Origin of the sequence: Enterococcus sp. DIV0802b (genome assembly GCF_050543535.1) — a bacterium.
Taxonomy (GTDB): Bacteria; Bacillota; Bacilli; order Lactobacillales; family Enterococcaceae; genus Enterococcus_D; species Enterococcus_D entomosocium.
Genome location: NZ_CP172941.1, coordinates 2,398,593 through 2,418,523, shown reverse-complemented (window position 1 = coordinate 2,418,523; position 19,931 = coordinate 2,398,593). Strand labels below are relative to the sequence as shown.

The window sequence follows — 19,931 nt, the reverse complement described above, 5'->3', positions numbered from 1 at the left end:
ACATCCTTAGCTCGTTCTGGCTAAGGATGTTTTTTCGTCGTATTTTTGTGCTGGAGAAAAGCAAAGAGATAAAATCCGCAGCCCACCAAGGCAGCAAGAAATGCGATGACAGGAAAGTACAACCCCTGACCGTAAACATAGGCTGTATAAGCAAAGAAGGCGATTAAAAACCAGAGTGTTCCTGAGATGACCATTTTTTGGTTCCTCCTAATTGTTTAAAAGTATTTATTTGGTATATTTTAACACGATAGGGGCAAAAAGAAAATCAGCGAATCGAACGTTTGCTGAAACGATTTGCTGATTTTTTCCCAATTACAACGATGAACAGTTAAGAAACGTTCAATTGCTGTTGCGGTTCTAAATGGTAATAAAGGATCTCTGGCGGGACGCCGAGTCGGGCGGGAATCTTGGTCATACCGACCCCACTGGAAACACTCAATAAGGTCTCATTTCCTAAAAGGTAGAGCCCATCGGTATATTTCAACGCGCCCTTTGTTTTCGCATAATAAAAAGGCAAGCGAATCTGCCCGCCATGGCTATGGCCAGAAAGAATCAAGTCGTAGTTTGGCAGATTGGTGATCCGAGAAACATAATCGGGTTCATGGAGCAAAAGCAGCTGCCATTCTGCTAAGGTTGCTTCATAGGTAAAACTGACTTTCGGACTTTCTATATCGATACCGACAATATTCATCGACGTCTTGTCATCAGAACCAAAAACCGACTCATTATCAAGTAAGGTAAACCCTGCATGCTGGTATATTTCCTTAACAAAGTAATGACCGTCATTCAAATGGTCATGGTTCCCCATAACTGCGATCTTACCCAGAGGCGCTTGCAATTTTTTCAGCTTTTCGATCAGTCGCTTGGTTGAACGATGCGGCCATTTTTTATAATTATCGATCAGATCCCCCGTGATGATGATCAGATCCGGCTTGTTTTGGATCGTTGATCGAATGATGCGATTCATTCGTCTTGGTTTAAACCAACGAGAAAAATGGAGATCACTGATATGGGCAATCACGATATTGCTTTCTGCTTGGTAAAGGTCATAAGCTTTTGAAATATCTAAGACGGTGCGCTTGTCTTTTTTTATGAGATAATGCCGTTGTTTGAGAAGATGCGGTTCAATAATAAAGGAGTAAACTAGCAAGCCCGTAAGGAGGAATGCAATAAGAATGAGGGTGTACATGGCGTGGCTCCTTTTTTGATTTGCTAGTTTCTAGCATAGTAGATTCTTACAAAAAAAGCAATCATACGGAAGCAAAAATAACAAAAAATATCCATCGTATTTCGCTTGATTTTTCCATTAAAAAAGATACAAAAGAAGCTGCAACAGCCTATCTTTTGTATCCTAGATCGCAATTATTTGATTTTCACCAATCGTTTGAAGCGTGCCTTGTGTTTGACAGGGATCAAAGCCATGACACAATCATAAGGGACAGAGATGATCGCCCATGCGAGACTTTTACTTGAAGCAAAGGGATAGTTTTGCTGTAAGACAAAATGGCCACTGATCAAGGCAAAACCGATACTCCCGACCCACAGCCATTGCGGGTCCCAATTCGTGAAGTGCTGGAGGGCTGTGATGACAAACGGATAGCCGTAAAAGTACAATGCAGTCAAAACGAAAGTGACATTTTTGGTTAATTGACGCAAGGTCAGTAAGAAAAACAAGCCAGAAAGAACGATACCCAATGGAGGAAACAGACTAACTAAGAAGGAATAAACGATGCCCCATAAGATCATGCCTGGGCCTTTGACGAGAGCAGCTATGACAAAGACAAAAAGTAGGAATAAGAGCTGTTGCGAAAAACTTGCTGCCGTCAAAAGTCCGAAGAAACCAACCAATAACCAGTGAGAAAAAGTCGCTGTTTGATTCTTTTGTGGCGTCTGCTGATGCAGTTTTAGCCATGTAGCAAAATTGGGGAAATCTTGCTGGAAATTTCGCTGAAAATCGCTATTGAATGCTTGATGGGCATTTTGCTGCCGATAGTAGTGATATTGATTTTTTAACGTGCCTTTAGTTGCTGCTTTTTGGCCAGAAAAAAAGCGGCCGGGATCAATTTTTGATCGTTCCATATTTCCACCTCCATACGATTTCGTTACCCTCAGTATAGAGAAAATCAGCTTCGGCGTCCTCCAACTTTGGGCGGATTTTTTTTGCTTGCTGAAAGTTTTCTTAAACTGCTGAAAAAAGCGGAGAGGATTCGTTTCTTAAACCGTCAAAATATGCTAGAGTATAGAAGGACTAAGGAGGAGATTTCATGATTTTTGATTCTCATACACATTTGAATGCAGAACAGTTTAACGAAGACATTCCCGAAACCGTCGCCCGTGCGCATGAACTAGGAGTAACGGAGATGGCGGTCGTCGGTTTCGATCAGCCAACGATTGAAAAATCGTTAGCATTAAGCAAAGAATATCCTGGCATTTACAGCATTATCGGTTGGCATCCCACCGAAGCTGGTTCTTATACCCCACACGTAGAAACCTATTTGCAAGAGCGCTTGGAACGACCAAAAGTCGTTGCCCTAGGTGAAATCGGTTTAGACTACCATTGGATGGAAGATCCGAAAGAAGTTCAAGAAAAGGTCTTTCGTCGGCAAATGGCAATCGCTCGTGAACATCAGCTGCCCATCAGTATTCATACCCGTGAAGCCTTAGAAGATACCTATGCGATCTTAAAGGATGAAAAAGTCCAAACAATCGGTGGTATTATGCACAGCTTTAGTGGAGACGGAGAATGGGCGAAAAAGTTCTTGGATCTAGGAATGTACATTTCCTTTAGTGGTGTCGTGACCTTCAAAAAGGCCACGGAGGTACAAGAAGCTGCACTAGTCGTACCACAAGATCGGCTACTCGTTGAGACTGACGCGCCGTATTTAGCCCCTGTTCCTTATCGCGGCAAACGCAATGAACCCGGCTATACCCATTATGTGGTGGATAAAATCGCGGAGCTGCGGCAAGAAGCGGTCGCTGATGTTGCGGCCTACACGACAAAAAATGCCCACCGCTTGTTTAGGATCAATGACTGATAAACCGAAAATCGAAGAAATCATTGTCGTCGAAGGCAAAGACGACACCCGTCGATTGCAAGAAGTGTTCGAAGTAGATACGATCGAAACGATCGGTTCAGCGATCGATGATACGATCCTTGATCAAATCGAGCATGCCCAAGAGACACGAGGGGTCATCGTGTTTACCGATCCCGATTTTTCGGGAGAAAAGATCCGCAAAATCATTATGGAAGTGGTTCCGGATGCCAAGCATGCCTTTTTACCGCGCAGTCAGGCAGCACCGAAAAGCAAAGGCAGTTTGGGCGTGGAACACGCCAGCCATGAAGCATTGAAAGAAGCCTTGCGAAAAGTCGTAACCCCGATTGCTTCAAATGAAGTCAGTGAAGGAACCATTGATCGCCAACAGTTATTAGCGTATGGCTTGATCGCAGGCGCTGGAGCAAAAGAGAAACGAGAGCGGCTAGGAGATCTTTTACGCATCGGCTATACGAACGGCAAACAATTAGAGAAGCGGCTGGCAATGTTTCGTATCACCGATGCAGAGTTGGCAGAAGCTATGAAAACAGTGGAGGAAGAATTGTGAAGGAAGAACGGGATATAGCAACCCCCTCAAGAACCAAAGAGATTTTAGCGAAACATGGCTTTACCTTTAAAAAAAGTTTAGGACAAAACTTCTTAACAGAACCGAATATTTTACGGAAAATCGTAGAAACAGCAGGCATCGACGAAACGACAAACGTCATTGAGGTTGGACCTGGAATCGGTGCGCTGACCGAACAGTTGGCAAAACAGGCCAAGCAAGTGTTGGCGTTTGAAATCGATGATCGGTTGATCCCTGTATTAGCTGATACGATGCAGCCTTACGCAAACGTAAAGATCATTCATCAAGATGTCTTGCAAGCAGACCTATCAACGACCATTCGGTCAGAATTCAGCGATACGGCTGCTTCATTAAAAGTTGTCGCAAATCTGCCTTATTATATTACTACGCCTATCATGATGCACTTTTTAGAGTCTCAGGTACCAGTAGATGAAATGGTCGTGATGATGCAAAAAGAAGTGGCTGATCGAATCTCAGCAGTTCCCGGGACCAAAGCCTATGGCTCGTTGTCGATCGCTGTGCAATACTACATGGAAGCAAAACTGGCATTCATCGTCCCGAAAACCGTTTTTGTACCCCAACCGAATGTTGATTCGGCTATTTTGAAATTGACGCGCCGTCCACAACCAGCGGTCGCAGTCACCGATGAAAAAGAGTTCTTTAAATTAACGAAAGCAGCCTTTCAGTTGCGTCGTAAAACCCTTTGGAACAATTTGCAAAATAGCTATGGAAAAGATGAAGAAACCAAACAGTGGTTGGCAGACAGTTTAGAAGCAAGTGGGATCGATCCGAAACGTCGTGGAGAAACGCTGTCGTTAGCGGAATTTGCCAAATTAAGCAATGAAATGCAAGCGCGCAAAGGATAACTTCTATAAAAACGGATGTTGAATAAACATTCGTTTTTTTTGTGTCTTGACACCTTGTGGAAATACCAGTAGAATAAGCAAGACAGAACTGTCATGACACATTGAAGGAGAGAGTATAAATGAAAAATCATTCCATCCGCCATTTAACGATCGCTGCATTGTTAATAGGCATGGGGATCGTCATTCCCATGGTAATGCCCAAAATCGTCATCGGACCTGCATCTTTTACCTTAGCTAGCCATGTTCCCGTATTTGTGGCGATGTTCTTTTCACCAGCGATGGCGATCGCTGTAGCTTTAGGAACGACCTTTGGCTTTTTCTTAACACTACCACCAATCATTGCATTACGGGCATTGTCCCATGTTGTTTTTGCAGTCATCGGTGCCTTTTATTTACAGAAGCACCCAGATATTTTACTGAAAAATGGCAAACCCTCTTTATTGAATATCAAATTTCAGAGCTTTAACTTGATTATCGGACTGATTCATTCTGCCGTTGAAATGGCAGTCGTTGCCGCCTTTTACTTCACAGGAAATGTACCAGGGACAGCATTCGATGGCAATTTCTACTATTTCTTGTTCGTTTTGATGGGGATCGGTGGCTTGATCCATAGCTTGATCGATTTCAATTTGGCTTATTTTGTTGCAGGTGCCTTAAGCAAACAATTTGATATTCGTTCGTTTTCAAAAGCAAAAGGACGCTTTATTCAGAAACAGAAGAAAGCGGCATAAGCGCCAGTTTGAATAGATCCGCTGCGTAAACGGGTCTATTTTTTTGTGTTTAGATTAAGAAAATACTCCCTCTTAAAACGTTTATTATAGTGAAATAATAAACAGAAATAAGTTATAATATAAAAGAGGAGGAAGTAGATGAAGAAGAAAAAGTTAAAACGGTTACTTTTAGGTATGTTCGTCTTGATGCTCTTCTTTCTGCTGATTTTTTATGACAGTAAGAATGGGCAGTCCCCCTTTGAAAAGATAGAGGATGAATTGACACTAGCACTTTCGGATGAAGAACAAACACCAGAGCCTGAATACAGTGACGTTATTCAATTGGACGTTCCGTTAGAAAATCAATTCGATGAAGTTACGTTAGGAAATGGTTGTGAAGTAACGGCTTTATCGATGCTCTTGAATTTTTACGGATTTGATACCAATAAAAATCAATTGGCAGAAGAATTAGTGTATGTCCCACTTTATGAGGATTATAATCACCATGGAGATCCGCGAGAAGGCTTTGTTGGAAACATCTATGGCGGCGATAGCGCGATGGGTGTTGACGTAGAACCGATCACTGATGTCGCCGAAAGTATTGTAAAAGAGCAATATGAAGTCGTTAGTGGACGAGACAAAAGTTTTGATGAGATTGTCAAAGTCCTGCAATCTGGGAAACCAGTTTGGATGATCGCGACGTTAGAATTACAAGTACCTACCGATGCTGATTTCTTTCAATGGAATACCCAAAATGGCGAAATCCTTGTGACTGCATTGATCCATTCGGTAGTGATCACTGGCATCGATGGTGATACGATGTATGTCAACGACCCTTATGGGCATAAGGATCGCGAAGTCAGCAAAGAAGACTTAGCAGCGATCTATGAAAAAATGGGTCAGCAATACTTATATTTAGAAGAAATCTAAGAAAAAGTCTCAACTTGCCGTTGACAGTAAATGAAAAAACAATTATAATTTTTTAAAATTAAACAAAGAATTCGATAACGTTGAAGAGAAGAGTAGCAGATCAACAAAGGTACAGAGACTCCGGTTGGTGAAAAAGGAGACATGCGGTGATCAGTGAAGATGAGCTCTGAGTTTTTTTGTTGGTTCACGCCAGCAAAACGGCATGCGCCCGTTACAGCGCCAAGTATCATAGTGTACTGTTGAGGTGTTATTTGTGAGAATAGCACGAATTAGGGTGGTAACGCGCATCAAGTCGTCCCTTTTATCCATAAGGATAAAAGGGCGGCTTTTTTTGTTTTTCACAGCCGAAACTGTTCGCTTTCTCTTCGACAAGAAATTTATCTGTAAGGGGTTGAAGCAATGCCAATCATTATTCCCAAAGAATTACCCGCTGCAGCGGTCCTGCAAAAAGAAAATGTCTTTGCCTTACTGCAGCATAAAGCGGCGAAGCAAGAGATCCGTCCCTTGAAAATCGCGATCGTCAATTTGATGCCGAAAAAGATCGCTACAGAAAATCAGTTGTTGCGTTTACTTTCCCAAAGTCCACTGCAAATTGAGGTGACTTTACTAAAAATGAAATACCACGAAAGCAAAAACACCTCTGTCGATCACATGGAAAAGTTTTATCAAGAATTTTCAGTGATCCAGCCGCAACGATTCGATGGCTTGATCATCACCGGAGCCCCAGTTGAAAAAATGGCATTCGAAGCCATTGACTATTGGCAAGAACTACAAGAAATCATGGATTGGAGTCAGACGAATTGCACTTCAGTCCTACATATTTGCTGGGGGGCACAAGCGGGGCTTTATTACCATTACGGTATCGACAAAGTGTTGTACCAAAGCAAATTGTTCGGTGTCTTCGAACAAACAGTCACGCATTTTCATCCACTGGTTCGGGGCTTTGACGACGTCTTTTATACACCGCATTCACGCTATACCGGCATCGATGAAGTCCAGCTCGTCCAAGCACCTTTAGAAATATTGGCAGCAGGTGTTGAAACAGGGCCTTCCATCTTCGTATCAGAAGATCATAAAAATGTTTTCTTGCTAGGACATTTTGAATACCATTCAGCGACCTTGAATGAAGAGTACTTGCGAGACATGGAACGGGGCTTAGATACCGCGTTGCCCAAAAATTACTTTGCTTATGACCGCTTAGGGGGAAAAATCACCAACCGTTGGCGGGGACATGCCTCTTTGTTTTTCAGCAATTGGATAAATGAAACCTATTTGCGAACGCCGTATGACCTGTCCGTCATGCCGACGAAAGAAGGTTACCGAATTGGCAGTGAGCCAGAAGGTCGGGTGAGTATCAATGACGATTGAGCATTTTCTCTCCCACTATGCCAGGCAGCGAAAAGGCACCAATTCTTTAAAATGGGATCTTGTGGATCAACGGTTCCAAGGAGAAAAGCTTTTGCCTTTATGGGTAGCTGATATGGATTTTGCGGCGCCAAAGGCAGTGGAAGAAGCCTTGCAGCAACTGGTTGCTCAAGGAACCTTTGGCTATGCGATTCCCCCCTCAGGCTATTTTTTAGCCTATCAAGCTTGGCAAGATCGCCACTGGGGGACGAAATTCGAAGAAAAATGGCTCTCGTTTTCCACAGGGGTCGTCCAATCTTTGGTTGATTTGCTTCATTGTTTCACAGAACCAGACGATGGCATCTTGATCCAGCCGCCCGTCTATTATCCCTTTTTTGACAGCATCAAAGAGACGAAAAGGCGCTTGATAGAAGCACCCTTGCAAAAGGTGGGGAATTCTTATCAAATCGATTTTGCTGCTTTTGAAGCCAAAATCATTGAAGAAAAAGTGAAACTATTTATTCTCTGCTCGCCTCACAATCCAGTAGGGCGGGTCTGGCAAGAGAAAGAACTGCATCAGTTATTGGCCATTTGCCAAAAACATGAGGTTGTCGTGATCGCCGACGAGATCCATCGTGAGCTGATACTCGGTGAGCAGCAATTTGTTTCAGCCGTGACAGTGGCACAGGGGGTCGGCTTTGAGAAGCTGATCGTTCTGGATTCGCCCTCAAAAACCTTCAACTTAGCAGGATTATTGCTCTCTCATGTTTGGATTCCTGTTTTAGAGATGCGTAGAGCCTATGAGGAGTGGTGCCGACAATACAAGCAGACGGAAGTCAATCGTTTGGGATTGGTGGCTGCGAAAGCCGCGTATGAATCGGGGGATCAATGGCTAGCGGACCTGCTTTTGGTGATTGCTGCCAATGAACAAATGGTCCGCCAGCAACTGCAAGCAGCATTTCCCAAAATTGAGCTGCTGCCATTAGAAGGAACCTATCTTCTCTGGGTGGATCTGCGGCAAGTCATTGCCAAAGAACGAACCAAGCACGTGATCCAAGATACTGCCGGTCTGGCAGTCGACTATGGGGAATGGTTTTCACAAGGCGGTCAGGGCTTGATTCGTCTGAATCTTGCGACAACACCGACGATCATTCAAGAAGCCCTTGATCGCATGATCGAGGCAATCAAAAAGGAGGAACGACATGACGATTGATACAGCAACTTTTCTGGCACAATTAGGCAATCATTCGGATCAGCAAACTGGGGCGATCAGCCCACCGATCTATCTTTCCACGACCTTTGCTCATCCTGAGTTAGGGCAAAGTACAGGCTATGATTATACCCGTACCAAAAACCCGACCCGTGATATCTTAGAAGCAGGTCTTGCTGAATTAGAAAAAGGAGCTCGGGCAGTAGTGACCAGCTCTGGCATGAGTGCGATCGCTTTGATTTTTGATTTATTTGCCAGCGGCAGCCGCTTTTTGGTTTCTCGTGACTTGTACGGCGGTAGCTTTCGCTATTTTGCGGAACTGGAAAATAGCAAGCGGGCCTTTTTCGATACCTTCAGTACTTTAGCCGAATTAAGTGAAAAATTAACTGACGAGGTAACGGCTGTCTTCTTAGAGACCCCGACGAATCCTTTGATGACCGTGACGGATATTGCTGAAACCGCCAAGCTTGCTCACGAACAGGGGGCGCTATTGATCGTAGATAATACCTTTTTGACGCCCTTACGGCAGTTGCCCTTAGAAGATGGCGCGGATCTAGTGATCCATTCAGGTACCAAGTTCTTATCTGGTCACAATGATATTTTGGCAGGCGTCGTCATCGCAAAAGATGCGCAGCTGGGGGAGCGTTTGAACTATTTAGCCAATACTTCTGGCCCGACCTTGAGCAGCTTTGATACGTGGTTATTTATCCGAAGTTTAAAGACGCTGCCGTTGCGCTTTGAACGGCAAGAAGCCAACGCCAAGGAAGTTGGCCGCTTTTTACGAGCCCATCCGGCGATCAAAGAGGTGCTGTACCCAAATGCAGGGGCGATGATCAGTATTCGGGTGCTTGATGAAACCAAAATCAGCGGCTTCTTAGCGGCATTAAAGGTCTTTACCTTTGCGGAAAGCCTGGGTGGTGTGGAAAGTCTCATCACGTATCCAACGACACAGACCCACGCAGATATTCCTCAAGAGGTACGAGAATCTTATGGATTGACGCCGGATCTTTTACGGATCTCCATTGGGATCGAAAGCAGTAAAGATTTGATCGATGACTTAGAAAATGCACTGAAGATATTCAAATAACCCGACCACAGATCAGCTAGTTAAAAACTTACTTTTGTAGAGTAATTTTATTGACAGTTTTAGTTGTATAGGATAAAGTTACACTACATATGAATAGTGAGTCCGATGTTTTCGGTTGACGGCAACAGGCATTTGCCATTTCTCCTTTGAAAAAACAATTTGTTTTGAGAAACAGAGGTGAAATTGGTCTAGTTGAGCAATACGTCAAGAAAACGGGACGATTGATCTGAGGAGGGAACAAAAGGGGAAAAAGGGATGAAAAGAAACGTAGTAAAGGGATTGGCAACAGGGGCTCTTGGATTGCTGGCATTGTTCAGCTTCGCCGCTTGCGGCAGCAGTCAAGCAGATGAGGAAGCCACCGTTGTCAAATTGGGTGTCGTGGGTGAGCAAAACGAAGCCTGGGAACATGTGCAGGAAGAATTGAAGGAAAACGAAAATATCGACTTGCAATTGGTGAAATTCACCGATTATCGTCAGCCAATCGTGGCGCTTGAGGATGGCTCAATTGACCTTCACGCAGCATTGACGGAGATTTTTATGGACAATGTCAACGAAGAAAGTGGTTATTCCAACACGACGATTGCCTATACGACATTAAACCCACTTGGTATTTATTCCGATAAAATCACCGATGTCAACGAATTGGCAGATGGTGCTACGGTGGCTTTACCCAATGATGTCTCAAATGAGAGCCGTGCACTATTACTCTTACAGACCGCCGGTTTGATCACTTTGGATGAATCAAAAGGTTTACTGCCAACAACCAGTGATGTCATTGACAATCCCAAAGCCCTGAAATTTGAGCTACTTGACTCCAATCAAACTGCTCGGGCAATGACCGATGTCGACATTTCTTTGATCAATAATGGCATGGCCGTCGATGCTGGTTTGGTTCCTACAGAAGATGCGATTTTCTTAGAACCTGTGGCTGATTCCTCCAAGCCTTATTATAATGTGATCGCTGCGCGAGCAGACGAAGCAGACAATGACGTTTACCAAACGGTCGTTCGATATTATCAGACCGATGAAGTAAAAGCAATCATCGAGGAAGTAACAAAGAAATCTAGTATACCTGTATGGGAATAGAAAGTTAAAAACGACTATTACTATATAGGAACAGGAAGTAGGATGGAAAAATGATAAATTGGAAAAAAGGTTTAGCAAGTGTTGCCGTCGTTGGACTAGGATTTGTTCTAGCAGCCTGCGGTGGATCAAATACAGAAGAAACGTCAACCAGTAGTGCAGCTGGAGCTGGGGATGATTCAACATTCACTTATGCGATCAGCGGGGACCCATCGTCCACTAACCCGATCAACACCAGTGATCGTTGGGGATTGACAGTGACAAACATGATTTATTCTCCACTAGTTACAGTGGAAGCAGACGGAACAACACAAAATGCGTTGGCAGAATCAGTGGAACCAGCTGAAGACGGCCTTTCATTGACAGTACATTTGAAACAAGATGTGAAATGGTCAGATGGCGAAGACTTTACCGCCGATGACGTTGTTTTCACATATGAACAAAAAGTCAAAAAAGAAAATGGCAATGCCGATTCCCTTTGGGTCGACGACCAACCAATCGCGATCGAAAAAGTGGATGAATACACCGTCAAATTCGTGTTGCCGACACCGAGTGCGGCAGCGATCAGTAATATTGCAACCGAAACATACATCATTCCCGAGCATATCTTTAAAGATGTTACCGACTTCTCTGTCAGTGAACTGCCTGAAAAACCAGTCGGCACTGGTCCGTATCAACTGAAAGAATACAAACGTGGTGAGTACTTTACTTTTGAAGCCAATGAAAACTATTATGGCGGCAAGCCTTCGATTCAAAATGTGACGTTGCGCATCATCGAAAGTACCGATACTGCGAAAGTCGCTTTGCAAAAAGGGGAAGTGGATGCAGCCGTTGTCTTGCCTTCAGATATTGAAGATTTAGATGATGATCAGATCTCTGTTTATCCTTATACTGAAAACCGTGTCGGTTATCTAGGCTTGAACACTCACTCAGATGCTTTGCAAGATGTGAAAGTTCGACAAGCAGTTCTCTATGCGTTGAACAAAGATGAATTAAATCAAGCGGCGTATTTAGATGAAGAGTATTACGCAACACCATATTCATTCTTGCCACCAAACAATCCATACGTTACTGATGATGTTGAAAAATATGAGACGAATGCTGAAAAAGCAAAAGAACTTTTACAAGAAGCTGGTGTGACTGATTTGTCATTGAATTTGGCTTTCAACTCAACCGATCCAGCCCAAACGATCCAAGCTACGTTGATCCAACAACAATTGCAACAAGCAGGCATAACGGTTACACTTGAAGGTGGCGATGGTACAGCGATCTTTACCGAGTTGAAGAAACCTGATTCAACGAAGTACAACTTATTCCTTGGCGGGTATATCATGGGAAATGACCCTGACTTATACGGCAGTCTATTTGAAACTGGCGGTAGTGCCAACTACTTCCAAAGCAATAGCGAAACCATTGACAATTTGTTTGCCCAAGCAGCAGTTGAATTAGACACGGACAAACGTGAAGCATTGTATGATGATTTGCAAAAGGCCATTGCTGACGAAGCGATCATTTACCCAATCGTTGACAACAAGAAAATCCTAGCGGTCAATAACCGAATTGGTAATGTAGAAGATGCTGGTTTGATTCCAATCTATACATTCGAAGATATGTCTAAATTGACAATCAAGTAAATCCATTGGCTGTGATAAAGAGGAATCTTTTTTATCACAGCTTTTTTCTATGAAAAAGAAAGTAGGTCAGTTATGTTTCGATACATTGCAAAACGAGTATTGCAAGCAATCCCTTTGCTGTTTGTGATCTCTTTTATCGTTTTTTCACTTATACATATCGCACCGTATGATGTGATCGACTCCATCACGACACCCAATATGTCGCAAGAGCAAATCGATCTTTTGCGGCAGCGCTATGGCTTGGATCAACCTTTTTTGGTTCAATATTTTCTTTGGATCAGAAATATTCTTACCGGTAATCTTGGATTTTCTTTGGTGTCTCAAAGTAGTATTTCACAAGAACTTGCGACTCGGATTCCCAATACCATGCGCCTAGTGATCCCCGCTTATTTGACTGCCTTGTTGTTGGCCATCATTTTGGGCCTGTTGGCTGCTGCCAACAAAGGAAAGATTTGGGATCGGATCATTGACGCTGTGGCATCTCTAGGAATCGCTGTGCCGACCTTCTGGTTTGCGATGATCTTGATTTATGTATTTGGTTACTTATTAAATATGTTTCCAATCATTGGCATGTATACGGTCGGTAAAGAAGGGGATTTTGGCGATTTTCTGCAGCATTTTATTTTGCCATATACCACATTGACAGTCGCCTTCTTTCCAGATTTGACGCGGTATATCCGCGCATCAGCGACACAACAAGTTTCAGAAGACTACGTGATGGTGCAACGGGCATTTCATGCCAGCAAATGGCAGATTTTCAGCCGTCATATTAGTCGAAATATTTTGATTCCCGTTGTCACCCAAATCGGCTTGGCGTTGCCGATGTTAGTTACCGGTGCGATCATTACAGAAACGATCTACGGCTGGCCGGGCGTCGGCCCTTACTTGATGAGTGCGACGAAAAGCCTCGATTATCCTGTGATCATGGCCATCATGCTGTTGTCAGCAACACTGGTCATCTTAGGGAATTTGTTAGCGGATGTATTATACTCCGTGGTTGATCCACGTATCCGTAAAGGAGGGAGTAAGTAATGAAACGTTTCAAAAAAATCAGTGAAGTCATGCTTGCTTCGCCCATCTATACCTTTTCTGTCGTTTTCCTGACGTTATTGATTATTTTGTCGCTTGTTGCACCTTTGATCCCCATCGATCCTAATGCAACGGATGTCAGCAACATGTCACAGCCGCCGAGTTGGTCTCATTTATTTGGAACCGATGAAGTGGGGCGAGATTACTTTATTCGGGTCGTCTACGGCGGTCGGGTATCATTGTTTGTAGGTGTTTTGGCAATGATCACAGCGACGTTTATTGGGACTCTTGTCGGTCTTGTTTCTGGCTACTTTGGCGGTTGGATCGACAACCTGCTGATGCGGCTCGTCGATGTATTGTCATCGATTCCTTGGTTGGTGTTAGTGATCGTTTTGAGCGTCTTTTTACGTCCCGGACTAACTACGATTATTATTGTGATCGGCGGCTTCTCCTGGATGAACATCGCTCGTTTGATTCGTGGTGAAACGTTAGCGGCGAAAGAACGGGAATATGTCGCTTACGGGAAATTTATCGGACGTTCTTCATTTAGTATTATCGTGAAGCATGTTTTCCCAGCAGTGCTTCCTACCTTGATCGTTGCGGCATCTGCAAGTATTTCAGGAGCGATCATGACCGAATCGGCTTTGAGTTTTCTAGGCTTAGGAATACAGCAACCGATGGCTTCGTGGGGCAGTCTGTTGCAAAACGCGCAAAACAGCTTGCAGCGGGCACCATACATGGCGATTCTTCCAGGGCTCTTTGTTATTTTCACCATCTATTCCTTTAACAATATCGGCGACATGATCAAACATGTCTTGCAGAGAGAGGTGTGACCGATGAAGACAGAGTTATTAGCGATCGAAGCGTTGAATGTGACATTTCAAAGCAAAACCGGTCCGAAACCGTTAGTAAAAAATCTTGATCTGGTAATTCCTAAGGGCAAAGTCGTTGGGATCGTTGGCGAATCTGGCAGCGGCAAAAGTATGACCATGAAAAGCGTCATGGATCTTTTGCCTGATAAAGTGACCGATCACTATACCAGTTATACATTTGAAGGAGCAGCAGTTACCGATCGTCGAACATTACCGATCGCCATGATTTTTCAAGACCCGATGACTTCGTTAAATCCTTTGCGCACGATTGGCTATCATTTGATCGAAGTGATTCGCCGCTCACAAAAAGTATCGAAAAAAGCAGCACAAGAAATCGCCGTCAAAGAGTTAGAAAAAGTCGGCATACCTTTTCCAGCACAACGCATGAAACAATATCCTCATGAGCTATCTGGGGGGATGCGTCAGCGGGTGATGATTGCCATGGCTTTGTTGGCGCAACCGAAATTGCTGATCGCAGATGAACCGACAACGGCTTTAGATGTGACGATCCAAGCACAGATTTTGGCATTGATCAAAAACCTGCAAAGAGAGAACCAGCTTTCCGTCGTCCTTGTGACCCATGACTTTGGGGTCGTTGCAGGAATGTGCGACTTTATTAAAGTGATGTATCAAGGCCGAGTCGTGGAAGAAGGAACCACGGAAGAAATTTTTTATCAGCCGGAACATCCTTATACGAAACAATTATTGCAGGCGGCCCATTTAGGCGACAAGCATGCCGAATTAAAAGTCTTTGACTATCATGAGACATTGGTAGATGAACTGCAAGAAACGCAACTATCTAAGACACATCGCGTCTGGCGCAATCAGGAGGTGACAGAATAATGGAAGAACTGATTCGCGTAGAACATGCGACGAAAATCTTTCGCAGTAAAAACTGGCGCGGCACTGTCAGTGAAGTCCGAGCGGTCGAAGATGTCAGTCTAACGATCCATCGGGGCGAGACATTGGGGCTAGTGGGGGAATCTGGGAGTGGGAAAACCACTTTAGGACGCAGTATTTTAAATTTAGAGACCTTAACAAGCGGGGAGATTTTCTTTGAAGGCAAAGAGCTAACAGCATTGACGGCAGAAGATCGCAAAGCAGCGTATCAGCAAATGCAGATTATTTTCCAAGATCCGTATTCATCATTGAATCCCCGTATGACGGCACTTGAACTGGTGATGGAGCCGTTGTATCATGAAACGAAAGATGCTGCTCGAGCGAAAGCCAAAGAAATCTTAGCGATCGTCGGGATCACCGGTGATGATGTCCATAAACTGCCTCGCAGTTTCAGCGGCGGACAACGGCAACGGATCGGTATCGCTCGTGCGGTGGTCAATCGCCCGGCGTTCGTCTTGTGTGACGAACCGACTTCGGCATTAGATGTCTCCATTCAGGCTCAGATTATCCAATTGCTACTGCGTCTACAAAAAGAGTTTTCATTGTCTTATTTATTCATTTCCCATGACTTATCCGTGATTCGTCATATCAGTGATCGAACAGCCGTCATGTATCAAGGGAAATTAGTTGAATTGGCACCTACCGACCGTTTGTTTGAAAATCCGCTGCATCCTTACACGAAGAAATTATTAGCAGCAGCGCCGATCGCTGATCCTGTGTTAGCAAGAGGTGCGATGGAACAAACGGAAATTCAAAGCACGATTACTTTGACACCATTGTATGAATGGGTCGAAGTTGAACCAGATCATTTTGTGAGGAGAGAAAAACGATGACAGTAGAAACATTGACGATCCATCAAGGAAGCGACAAATTTGAAATGACGACCCCAACTGGCAATTGGGTGTTAGCACGGGAAAAAGGCTATTCGCCAGTCCAAATGCTTGTGAGTGCGGTAGCTGCTTGCGGCGGCTATGTATACGCATCTGTCTTAGAGAATTCAAAGGTTGAAGCAGAAATCGAAAAGATCGAAGTCAGCTATGACCGGGACGACAACAAAAAAGCCCAACCAGTCAGTGCTATCCACATTCAGTTTTATGCGAAAATCGCTGAAGCCGACCATGACAAAGCGACGCGTTGCCTAAAACTCGTTTCACCAAATTGCCCCGTGATCCAATCATTAGATCCAGCGATCGAAGTGACGGAAACAGTGACGTTTATTTAATCGAAAAAAGACTTTGTGTGCCTGAAACCAAAAGGCGTACAAAGTCTTTTTTGATCAATAAATAATATTCTCCCGAATAAAATCGATATCTGTCACTAATAGTTTTCGATCGACACTCTTTAGGGCGCCAGATTCTCGTAATTTTTGCATCATTCGATTGACACTGCTGGCAGAGGTAATGCCGCAAAAGCGAGCGATCTCTTCATTGGTGACTTCAAAGTCGATCAAGACGCCCTCTGTTGTTTGAACCCCAAAAGTTTCATAGAGCTCATTGATTTGGGTACAGACAGCACCGAATTTGCCGTTCATCAGCATTTGCTGCATCTTTTTCATCGTATCCATCAAGTTTCTCCGATAATACTCTTTGACATAATCCTGTAGCAGACGGTCACGATTGACATCTGCCCAAAATTGATCCCGCACGATTTTGTATAATTCGGCTTCTTCTGATTCAACCCGCACATTAAAAGGGGCTTCGACTTCTTGAGAGGATTCGTCTTTAAACAAAGAGACGATCTCGAAATCCGTCAAATAGCGCAAGTTGAATTCGCGCCCTTCATGGGTCACTACGCTAGTTTTGATGATGCCTTTTTTTAAAATATAGACGTACCGATCCGGGATGCCTTCATACGTCAAGTAACTCTTTTTCTTGCGGATAACGACCGGTATTGCTTGTTTTTCTAAATAATCACGTAATATCTGTTTCTCCACCCACGTTACTCCTTCACTTCATGCCAACCCAACATTTTCTGAAAAAAAGATGAAATATCCTCTGTTCAAGCTTCATTAAAAGACATTTCTAGTGAAAAAGCAATAACAAATGTTAATGTTTCTTGTTAATGCTCTTTTTTAACAGCAAAAGCGCATTTCAAGTAGAGGAAGTTTCGGTATAGTAAAACGCATCACAGCACAAACAGGAGGAATGGAAGAAACATGTCAGACAGGGAAACCAATCAAGAAGGAATCGTCAGCTCGACGCCGTCAACCAAAAATGAAAAACTATGGAACAAAGGGTTTATCACGATTACCTTGATCAATTTTATCGTCTTTCTCGTGTATTATTGTTTTGTCGTCATCACTGCGAAATTTGCCACTCAGGAGTTAGGGGCATCCACCGCACAAGCTGGCTTGGCAGCGGGGATCTACATTATCGGAACCTTGATCGCTCGCTTGTATGTTGGAAAAATTTTAGAATTAGTTGGTCGTAAAGCTGTTTTGCGCTGGGGGATATTGTTTTATGTCATTACCACCGCTGCTTATTTGGTCTCAGTCAACATTTATATTTTAGATACTGTGCGCTTTTTCAATGGCTTTGCTTATGGTGCTGTCTCAACTGCGGCTAATGCGATCGTCACAGCATATATCCCAGCTTCCAAACATGGCGAAGGGATCAATTACTATGGATTAAGTACCAGTTTAGCAGCGGCAGTCGGGCCTTTTATTGGCATGCTATTATTACCGACCGTCGGCTTTGATTTCATTATTTGGTTAGCAACCATCTTATCAATCGCAACAGCCATCGCGTGTTTCTGGTTCCCAGTCAAAAATATCCCATTAACAGAAGAACACAGAGCACAACTAAAAAAATGGTCCATCAAAAGTTTTGTCGAACCAAAAGTCTTTTTCATTTCCGGGATTGCCTTTTTGATCGGGTTGGCTTATTCCAGTGTTCTCGGCTTCTTGTCAATCTACGCCAGTGACCTTGGGTTAGAAACGGCCGGTGCTTTTTTCTTCATCGTCTATGCACTTTCCGTGACCTTCACACGACCAATGACTGGCAAACTATTTGACCGCCATGGCGCAGATGCGGTCATGTATCCTAGCTTTCTTTTCTTGACCCTTGGTCTTTTCCTATTGAGTATTACCGGCAACAGCTGGATGTTGTTGCTTGCGGGTTGCTTTGTCGGCTTGGGCTATGGCACCTTCATGTCGAATGGCCAAGCCGTTTGTCTAAAAGAGGTCGATCCTCACCGTGTCGGCGTAGCGCTCTCCACCTATTTCATCGGGCTGGACCTCGGCTTAGGCGTAGGTCCCTATGCATTAGGAAGCTTGCACGGTCTGTTTGATTACTCGCAGATCTACATCTTATGCGGACTGATCCCAGTCGTCGTTCTTGTTTTATACAAATTGTTTTATAAAACGAAACGCGCAGTTGCCGCCGTTGGTACTTTGAAGCAGCCAATCAACGAAGAAGAATGACCTCAACCATCACAAAAAGGAGTGTTTCACCATGGATAACAATCAATTGATTATTGAAGCATTGAACAAATTAGTGACGAACATCAACGAATTAAATGAAGAAATGCACGCTATGAAAGAGGTCACCGCAACGATGACCCATGAACAACTAGCTATCGATCATCAATTACGCGATATCAAATCGGTATTGATCAATGACAATTTAATTGGATAAATTGTCATAAGGCATAAAATGAAACAATAAACAGGAATGAACGCTTTTTTTGAGAATGTTTGTTGATCACTTACTAGTGGCAGAAAAATTCACATAAGAAAAGCGTTTTTTTTGATGCGCAAAAAAGAAAAGCGAACATTGGCAGAGTTTGTACAAGAAAATAAGCAAGAAAAATTGTGGCAGTCCGCGCTTATATGCTATAGTGTGTCTGGGTAGCAATACCTAATAAAAATCAGAGTAGGAAATAAAGCGTTAAGTGCTGAAAGGATGGGATGTTGCCTTTCGGACGAAGAACGATCATTCGTTCGCGGTTTTATTTTCGCATTCGCTGCATGAATTTGTAGCAACTCTAAAAGGAGATGCTCGCTATGAAAAGAAAAGTCGATGCACACATGATTGCGGTCATGGGACTTTTGATTGCCTTAATGGTGGTCTTGTCGCAAATCTTGGGGTTTGAAACCTCCTATATCAAAATCACATTTTCCTTTGTACCACAGCTGATCATGGGTATGCTGTTTGGTCCGTTTTGGACCGCAGTTGGATCGTCATTAGCTGATATCGCAGGAATGGTGATTTTTCCAAAATCAGCCTACTTTTTCGGCTTTACCATCAATGCCTTTGTTGGTGGACTGATTTATGGCTACTTCTTCTATCGGAAAGAAGTCACATTAAAACGAGCGGCAACGGTCGTCTTGTTAAATACTATTTTGATAACCTTGATCTTAACTCCGATCTGGTTAGCTATGATGCTGAATATTCCTTTGACAAGCTGGGCCATCTGGTCGGTCCGCTTGCTAAAAGCAGTCATCATGTTCCCGATACAAACTGCGTTGATTTACATCGTAGGGCGTGCGGTACCATACAAACGGCTGATCCGACGGTTCGTTTAACGAGTAAAAAAGAACGATAACATCCATTGAAGTGAATCATCTGCGAATATTTCGACAGTGGTTCACTTTTTTCTTTCTAAGGATGGGCTTAGTCATTCTCAATAACTTGTTTAGAGGGGAAGG

Annotated in this window: 22 protein-coding genes and 1 riboswitch; of the genes, 18 read left to right on the top strand and 4 right to left on the bottom strand. The window is 43.6% G+C overall.

Annotated features, from left to right (window positions below; genetic code table 11):
• Window positions 1-20: 20 nt before the first annotated feature.
• The 3 genes from IGJ12_RS11370 to IGJ12_RS11360 all read right to left on the bottom strand — a co-directional run bounded on the left by IGJ12_RS11370 (window position 21) and on the right by IGJ12_RS11360 (window position 2,079).
• Window positions 21-194, bottom strand: coding sequence for a hypothetical protein (locus IGJ12_RS11370; RefSeq protein WP_016613567.1), 174 nt, complete (start codon window positions 192-194; stop codon window positions 21-23).
• 134 nt (window positions 195-328) lie between these two features.
• The gene (locus IGJ12_RS11365) at window positions 329-1,189 is read right to left on the bottom strand and encodes a metallophosphoesterase (RefSeq protein ID WP_005234806.1); all 861 of its coding nucleotides are present in this window, start codon (window positions 1,187-1,189) and stop codon (window positions 329-331) included.
• 173 nt (window positions 1,190-1,362) lie between these two features.
• Window positions 1,363-2,079 (bottom strand): hypothetical protein, encoded by a 717-nt coding sequence (locus IGJ12_RS11360; protein ID WP_016613566.1) that lies wholly within the window; start codon window positions 2,077-2,079, stop codon window positions 1,363-1,365.
• A gap of 185 nt (window positions 2,080-2,264) precedes the next feature.
• On the opposite strand from IGJ12_RS11360, the gene IGJ12_RS11355 reads away from it, so the two are divergent.
• The 15 genes from IGJ12_RS11355 (at window position 2,265) to IGJ12_RS11285 (ending at window position 16,505) form a co-directional block, all read left to right on the top strand.
• Entirely contained in the window at window positions 2,265-3,035 is a 771-nt protein-coding gene (locus IGJ12_RS11355) for a TatD family hydrolase (RefSeq protein ID WP_016613564.1), read from the top strand.
• Entirely contained in the window at window positions 3,028-3,600 is a 573-nt protein-coding gene (gene rnmV, locus IGJ12_RS11350) for a ribonuclease M5 (protein WP_005234813.1), read from the top strand. Before IGJ12_RS11355 ends, rnmV begins: the two co-directional genes overlap by 8 nt.
• Window positions 3,597-4,484, top strand: a complete 888-nt coding sequence (gene rsmA / locus IGJ12_RS11345) for a 16S rRNA (adenine(1518)-N(6)/adenine(1519)-N(6))-dimethyltransferase RsmA (protein ID WP_005234815.1) — start codon at window positions 3,597-3,599, stop codon at window positions 4,482-4,484. The genes rnmV and rsmA overlap by 4 nt, the downstream gene beginning before the upstream one ends.
• Before the next feature lie 119 nt (window positions 4,485-4,603).
• On the top strand, window positions 4,604-5,215 hold the full coding sequence (locus tag IGJ12_RS11340; RefSeq protein WP_005225537.1) for a hypothetical protein: 612 nt from the start codon (window positions 4,604-4,606) through the stop codon (window positions 5,213-5,215).
• A 138-nt stretch (window positions 5,216-5,353) separates the two neighbouring features.
• Complete coding sequence (locus IGJ12_RS11335) at window positions 5,354-6,124, top strand: C39 family peptidase (RefSeq protein WP_016613561.1); 771 nt, start codon at window positions 5,354-5,356, stop codon at window positions 6,122-6,124.
• 399 nt (window positions 6,125-6,523) lie between these two features.
• On the top strand, window positions 6,524-7,492 hold the full coding sequence (locus IGJ12_RS11330; protein ID WP_016613560.1) for a homoserine O-succinyltransferase: 969 nt from the start codon (window positions 6,524-6,526) through the stop codon (window positions 7,490-7,492).
• Window positions 7,482-8,681: a MalY/PatB family protein gene (locus IGJ12_RS11325; protein WP_430619041.1), complete on the top strand. Its 1,200-nt coding sequence runs from the start codon at window positions 7,482-7,484 to the stop codon at window positions 8,679-8,681. Before IGJ12_RS11330 ends, IGJ12_RS11325 begins: the two co-directional genes overlap by 11 nt.
• Window positions 8,671-9,765 (top strand): aminotransferase class I/II-fold pyridoxal phosphate-dependent enzyme, encoded by a 1,095-nt coding sequence (locus IGJ12_RS11320; protein ID WP_430619040.1) that lies wholly within the window; start codon window positions 8,671-8,673, stop codon window positions 9,763-9,765. The genes IGJ12_RS11325 and IGJ12_RS11320 overlap by 11 nt, the downstream gene beginning before the upstream one ends.
• Before the next feature lie 255 nt (window positions 9,766-10,020).
• Window positions 10,021-10,851 carry a MetQ/NlpA family ABC transporter substrate-binding protein gene (locus IGJ12_RS11315; protein ID WP_005234826.1) on the top strand — a complete coding sequence of 277 codons (831 nt, stop codon included), beginning with the start codon at window positions 10,021-10,023 and terminating at the stop codon, window positions 10,849-10,851.
• Window positions 10,852-10,901: 50 nt separating this feature from the next.
• Window positions 10,902-12,482: an ABC transporter substrate-binding protein gene (locus tag IGJ12_RS11310; protein WP_144330504.1), complete on the top strand. Its 1,581-nt coding sequence runs from the start codon at window positions 10,902-10,904 to the stop codon at window positions 12,480-12,482.
• Window positions 12,483-12,554: 72 nt separating this feature from the next.
• Window positions 12,555-13,514, top strand: coding sequence for an ABC transporter permease (locus tag IGJ12_RS11305; RefSeq protein WP_005234830.1), 960 nt, complete (start codon window positions 12,555-12,557; stop codon window positions 13,512-13,514).
• Complete coding sequence (locus IGJ12_RS11300) at window positions 13,514-14,344, top strand: ABC transporter permease (protein WP_005234832.1); 831 nt, start codon at window positions 13,514-13,516, stop codon at window positions 14,342-14,344. The genes IGJ12_RS11305 and IGJ12_RS11300 overlap by 1 nt, the downstream gene beginning before the upstream one ends.
• 3 nt (window positions 14,345-14,347) lie before the next feature.
• The gene (locus IGJ12_RS11295) at window positions 14,348-15,226 is read left to right on the top strand and encodes an ABC transporter ATP-binding protein (protein ID WP_144330505.1); all 879 of its coding nucleotides are present in this window, start codon (window positions 14,348-14,350) and stop codon (window positions 15,224-15,226) included.
• Complete coding sequence (locus IGJ12_RS11290) at window positions 15,226-16,116, top strand: ATP-binding cassette domain-containing protein (RefSeq protein WP_005234837.1); 891 nt, start codon at window positions 15,226-15,228, stop codon at window positions 16,114-16,116. Before IGJ12_RS11295 ends, IGJ12_RS11290 begins: the two co-directional genes overlap by 1 nt.
• Window positions 16,113-16,505 carry an OsmC family protein gene (locus tag IGJ12_RS11285; RefSeq protein ID WP_016613552.1) on the top strand — a complete coding sequence of 131 codons (393 nt, stop codon included), beginning with the start codon at window positions 16,113-16,115 and terminating at the stop codon, window positions 16,503-16,505. Before IGJ12_RS11290 ends, IGJ12_RS11285 begins: the two co-directional genes overlap by 4 nt.
• 54 nt (window positions 16,506-16,559) lie before the next feature.
• Here the strand turns inward: IGJ12_RS11285 and IGJ12_RS11280 are convergent, their stop codons facing one another.
• Entirely contained in the window at window positions 16,560-17,216 is a 657-nt protein-coding gene (locus IGJ12_RS11280; RefSeq protein ID WP_061054390.1) for a Crp/Fnr family transcriptional regulator, read from the bottom strand.
• A gap of 222 nt (window positions 17,217-17,438) precedes the next feature.
• Between IGJ12_RS11280 and IGJ12_RS11275 the strand changes: the two genes are divergently transcribed.
• The 3 genes from IGJ12_RS11275 to IGJ12_RS11265 all read left to right on the top strand — a co-directional run bounded on the left by IGJ12_RS11275 (window position 17,439) and on the right by IGJ12_RS11265 (window position 19,808).
• Window positions 17,439-18,704 carry an MFS transporter gene (locus tag IGJ12_RS11275; RefSeq protein ID WP_087664929.1) on the top strand — a complete coding sequence of 422 codons (1,266 nt, stop codon included), beginning with the start codon at window positions 17,439-17,441 and terminating at the stop codon, window positions 18,702-18,704.
• A gap of 31 nt (window positions 18,705-18,735) precedes the next feature.
• Window positions 18,736-18,918 (top strand): hypothetical protein, encoded by a 183-nt coding sequence (locus tag IGJ12_RS11270; protein WP_005225550.1) that lies wholly within the window; start codon window positions 18,736-18,738, stop codon window positions 18,916-18,918.
• A gap of 231 nt (window positions 18,919-19,149) precedes the next feature.
• Window positions 19,150-19,251: riboswitch (THF riboswitch) on the top strand.
• Window positions 19,252-19,277: 26 nt separating this feature from the next.
• Window positions 19,278-19,808 carry a folate family ECF transporter S component gene (locus IGJ12_RS11265; RefSeq protein ID WP_005234846.1) on the top strand — a complete coding sequence of 177 codons (531 nt, stop codon included), beginning with the start codon at window positions 19,278-19,280 and terminating at the stop codon, window positions 19,806-19,808.
• Window positions 19,809-19,931: the final 123 nt, after the last annotated feature.

Bases quoted from the DNA above. Each gene is read 5' to 3' on its own strand.
- IGJ12_RS11330 (WP_016613560.1), top strand. From the start codon at position 6,524: ATGCCAATCATTATTCCCAAAGAATTACCCGCTGCAGCGGTCCTGCAA.
- IGJ12_RS11355 (WP_016613564.1), top strand. From the start codon at position 2,265: ATGATTTTTGATTCTCATACACATTTGAATGCAGAACAGTTTAACGAA.
- IGJ12_RS11290 (WP_005234837.1), top strand. From the start codon at position 15,226: ATGGAAGAACTGATTCGCGTAGAACATGCGACGAAAATCTTTCGCAGT.
- IGJ12_RS11265 (WP_005234846.1), top strand. From the start codon at position 19,278: ATGCTCGCTATGAAAAGAAAAGTCGATGCACACATGATTGCGGTCATG.
- IGJ12_RS11340 (WP_005225537.1), top strand. From the start codon at position 4,604: ATGAAAAATCATTCCATCCGCCATTTAACGATCGCTGCATTGTTAATA.
- IGJ12_RS11325 (WP_430619041.1), top strand. From the start codon at position 7,482: ATGACGATTGAGCATTTTCTCTCCCACTATGCCAGGCAGCGAAAAGGC.
- IGJ12_RS11300 (WP_005234832.1), top strand. From the start codon at position 13,514: ATGAAACGTTTCAAAAAAATCAGTGAAGTCATGCTTGCTTCGCCCATC.
- IGJ12_RS11275 (WP_087664929.1), top strand. From the start codon at position 17,439: ATGTCAGACAGGGAAACCAATCAAGAAGGAATCGTCAGCTCGACGCCG.
- IGJ12_RS11365 (WP_005234806.1), bottom strand. From the start codon at position 1,189: ATGTACACCCTCATTCTTATTGCATTCCTCCTTACGGGCTTGCTAGTT.
- IGJ12_RS11305 (WP_005234830.1), top strand. From the start codon at position 12,555: ATGTTTCGATACATTGCAAAACGAGTATTGCAAGCAATCCCTTTGCTG.
- IGJ12_RS11310 (WP_144330504.1), top strand. From the start codon at position 10,902: ATGATAAATTGGAAAAAAGGTTTAGCAAGTGTTGCCGTCGTTGGACTA.
- IGJ12_RS11270 (WP_005225550.1), top strand. From the start codon at position 18,736: ATGGATAACAATCAATTGATTATTGAAGCATTGAACAAATTAGTGACG.
- rnmV (WP_005234813.1), top strand. From the start codon at position 3,028: ATGACTGATAAACCGAAAATCGAAGAAATCATTGTCGTCGAAGGCAAA.
- IGJ12_RS11320 (WP_430619040.1), top strand. From the start codon at position 8,671: ATGACGATTGATACAGCAACTTTTCTGGCACAATTAGGCAATCATTCG.
- IGJ12_RS11360 (WP_016613566.1), bottom strand. From the start codon at position 2,079: ATGGAACGATCAAAAATTGATCCCGGCCGCTTTTTTTCTGGCCAAAAA.
- IGJ12_RS11370 (WP_016613567.1), bottom strand. From the start codon at position 194: ATGGTCATCTCAGGAACACTCTGGTTTTTAATCGCCTTCTTTGCTTAT.
- IGJ12_RS11315 (WP_005234826.1), top strand. From the start codon at position 10,021: ATGAAAAGAAACGTAGTAAAGGGATTGGCAACAGGGGCTCTTGGATTG.
- IGJ12_RS11335 (WP_016613561.1), top strand. From the start codon at position 5,354: ATGAAGAAGAAAAAGTTAAAACGGTTACTTTTAGGTATGTTCGTCTTG.
- IGJ12_RS11295 (WP_144330505.1), top strand. From the start codon at position 14,348: ATGAAGACAGAGTTATTAGCGATCGAAGCGTTGAATGTGACATTTCAA.
- IGJ12_RS11285 (WP_016613552.1), top strand. From the start codon at position 16,113: ATGACAGTAGAAACATTGACGATCCATCAAGGAAGCGACAAATTTGAA.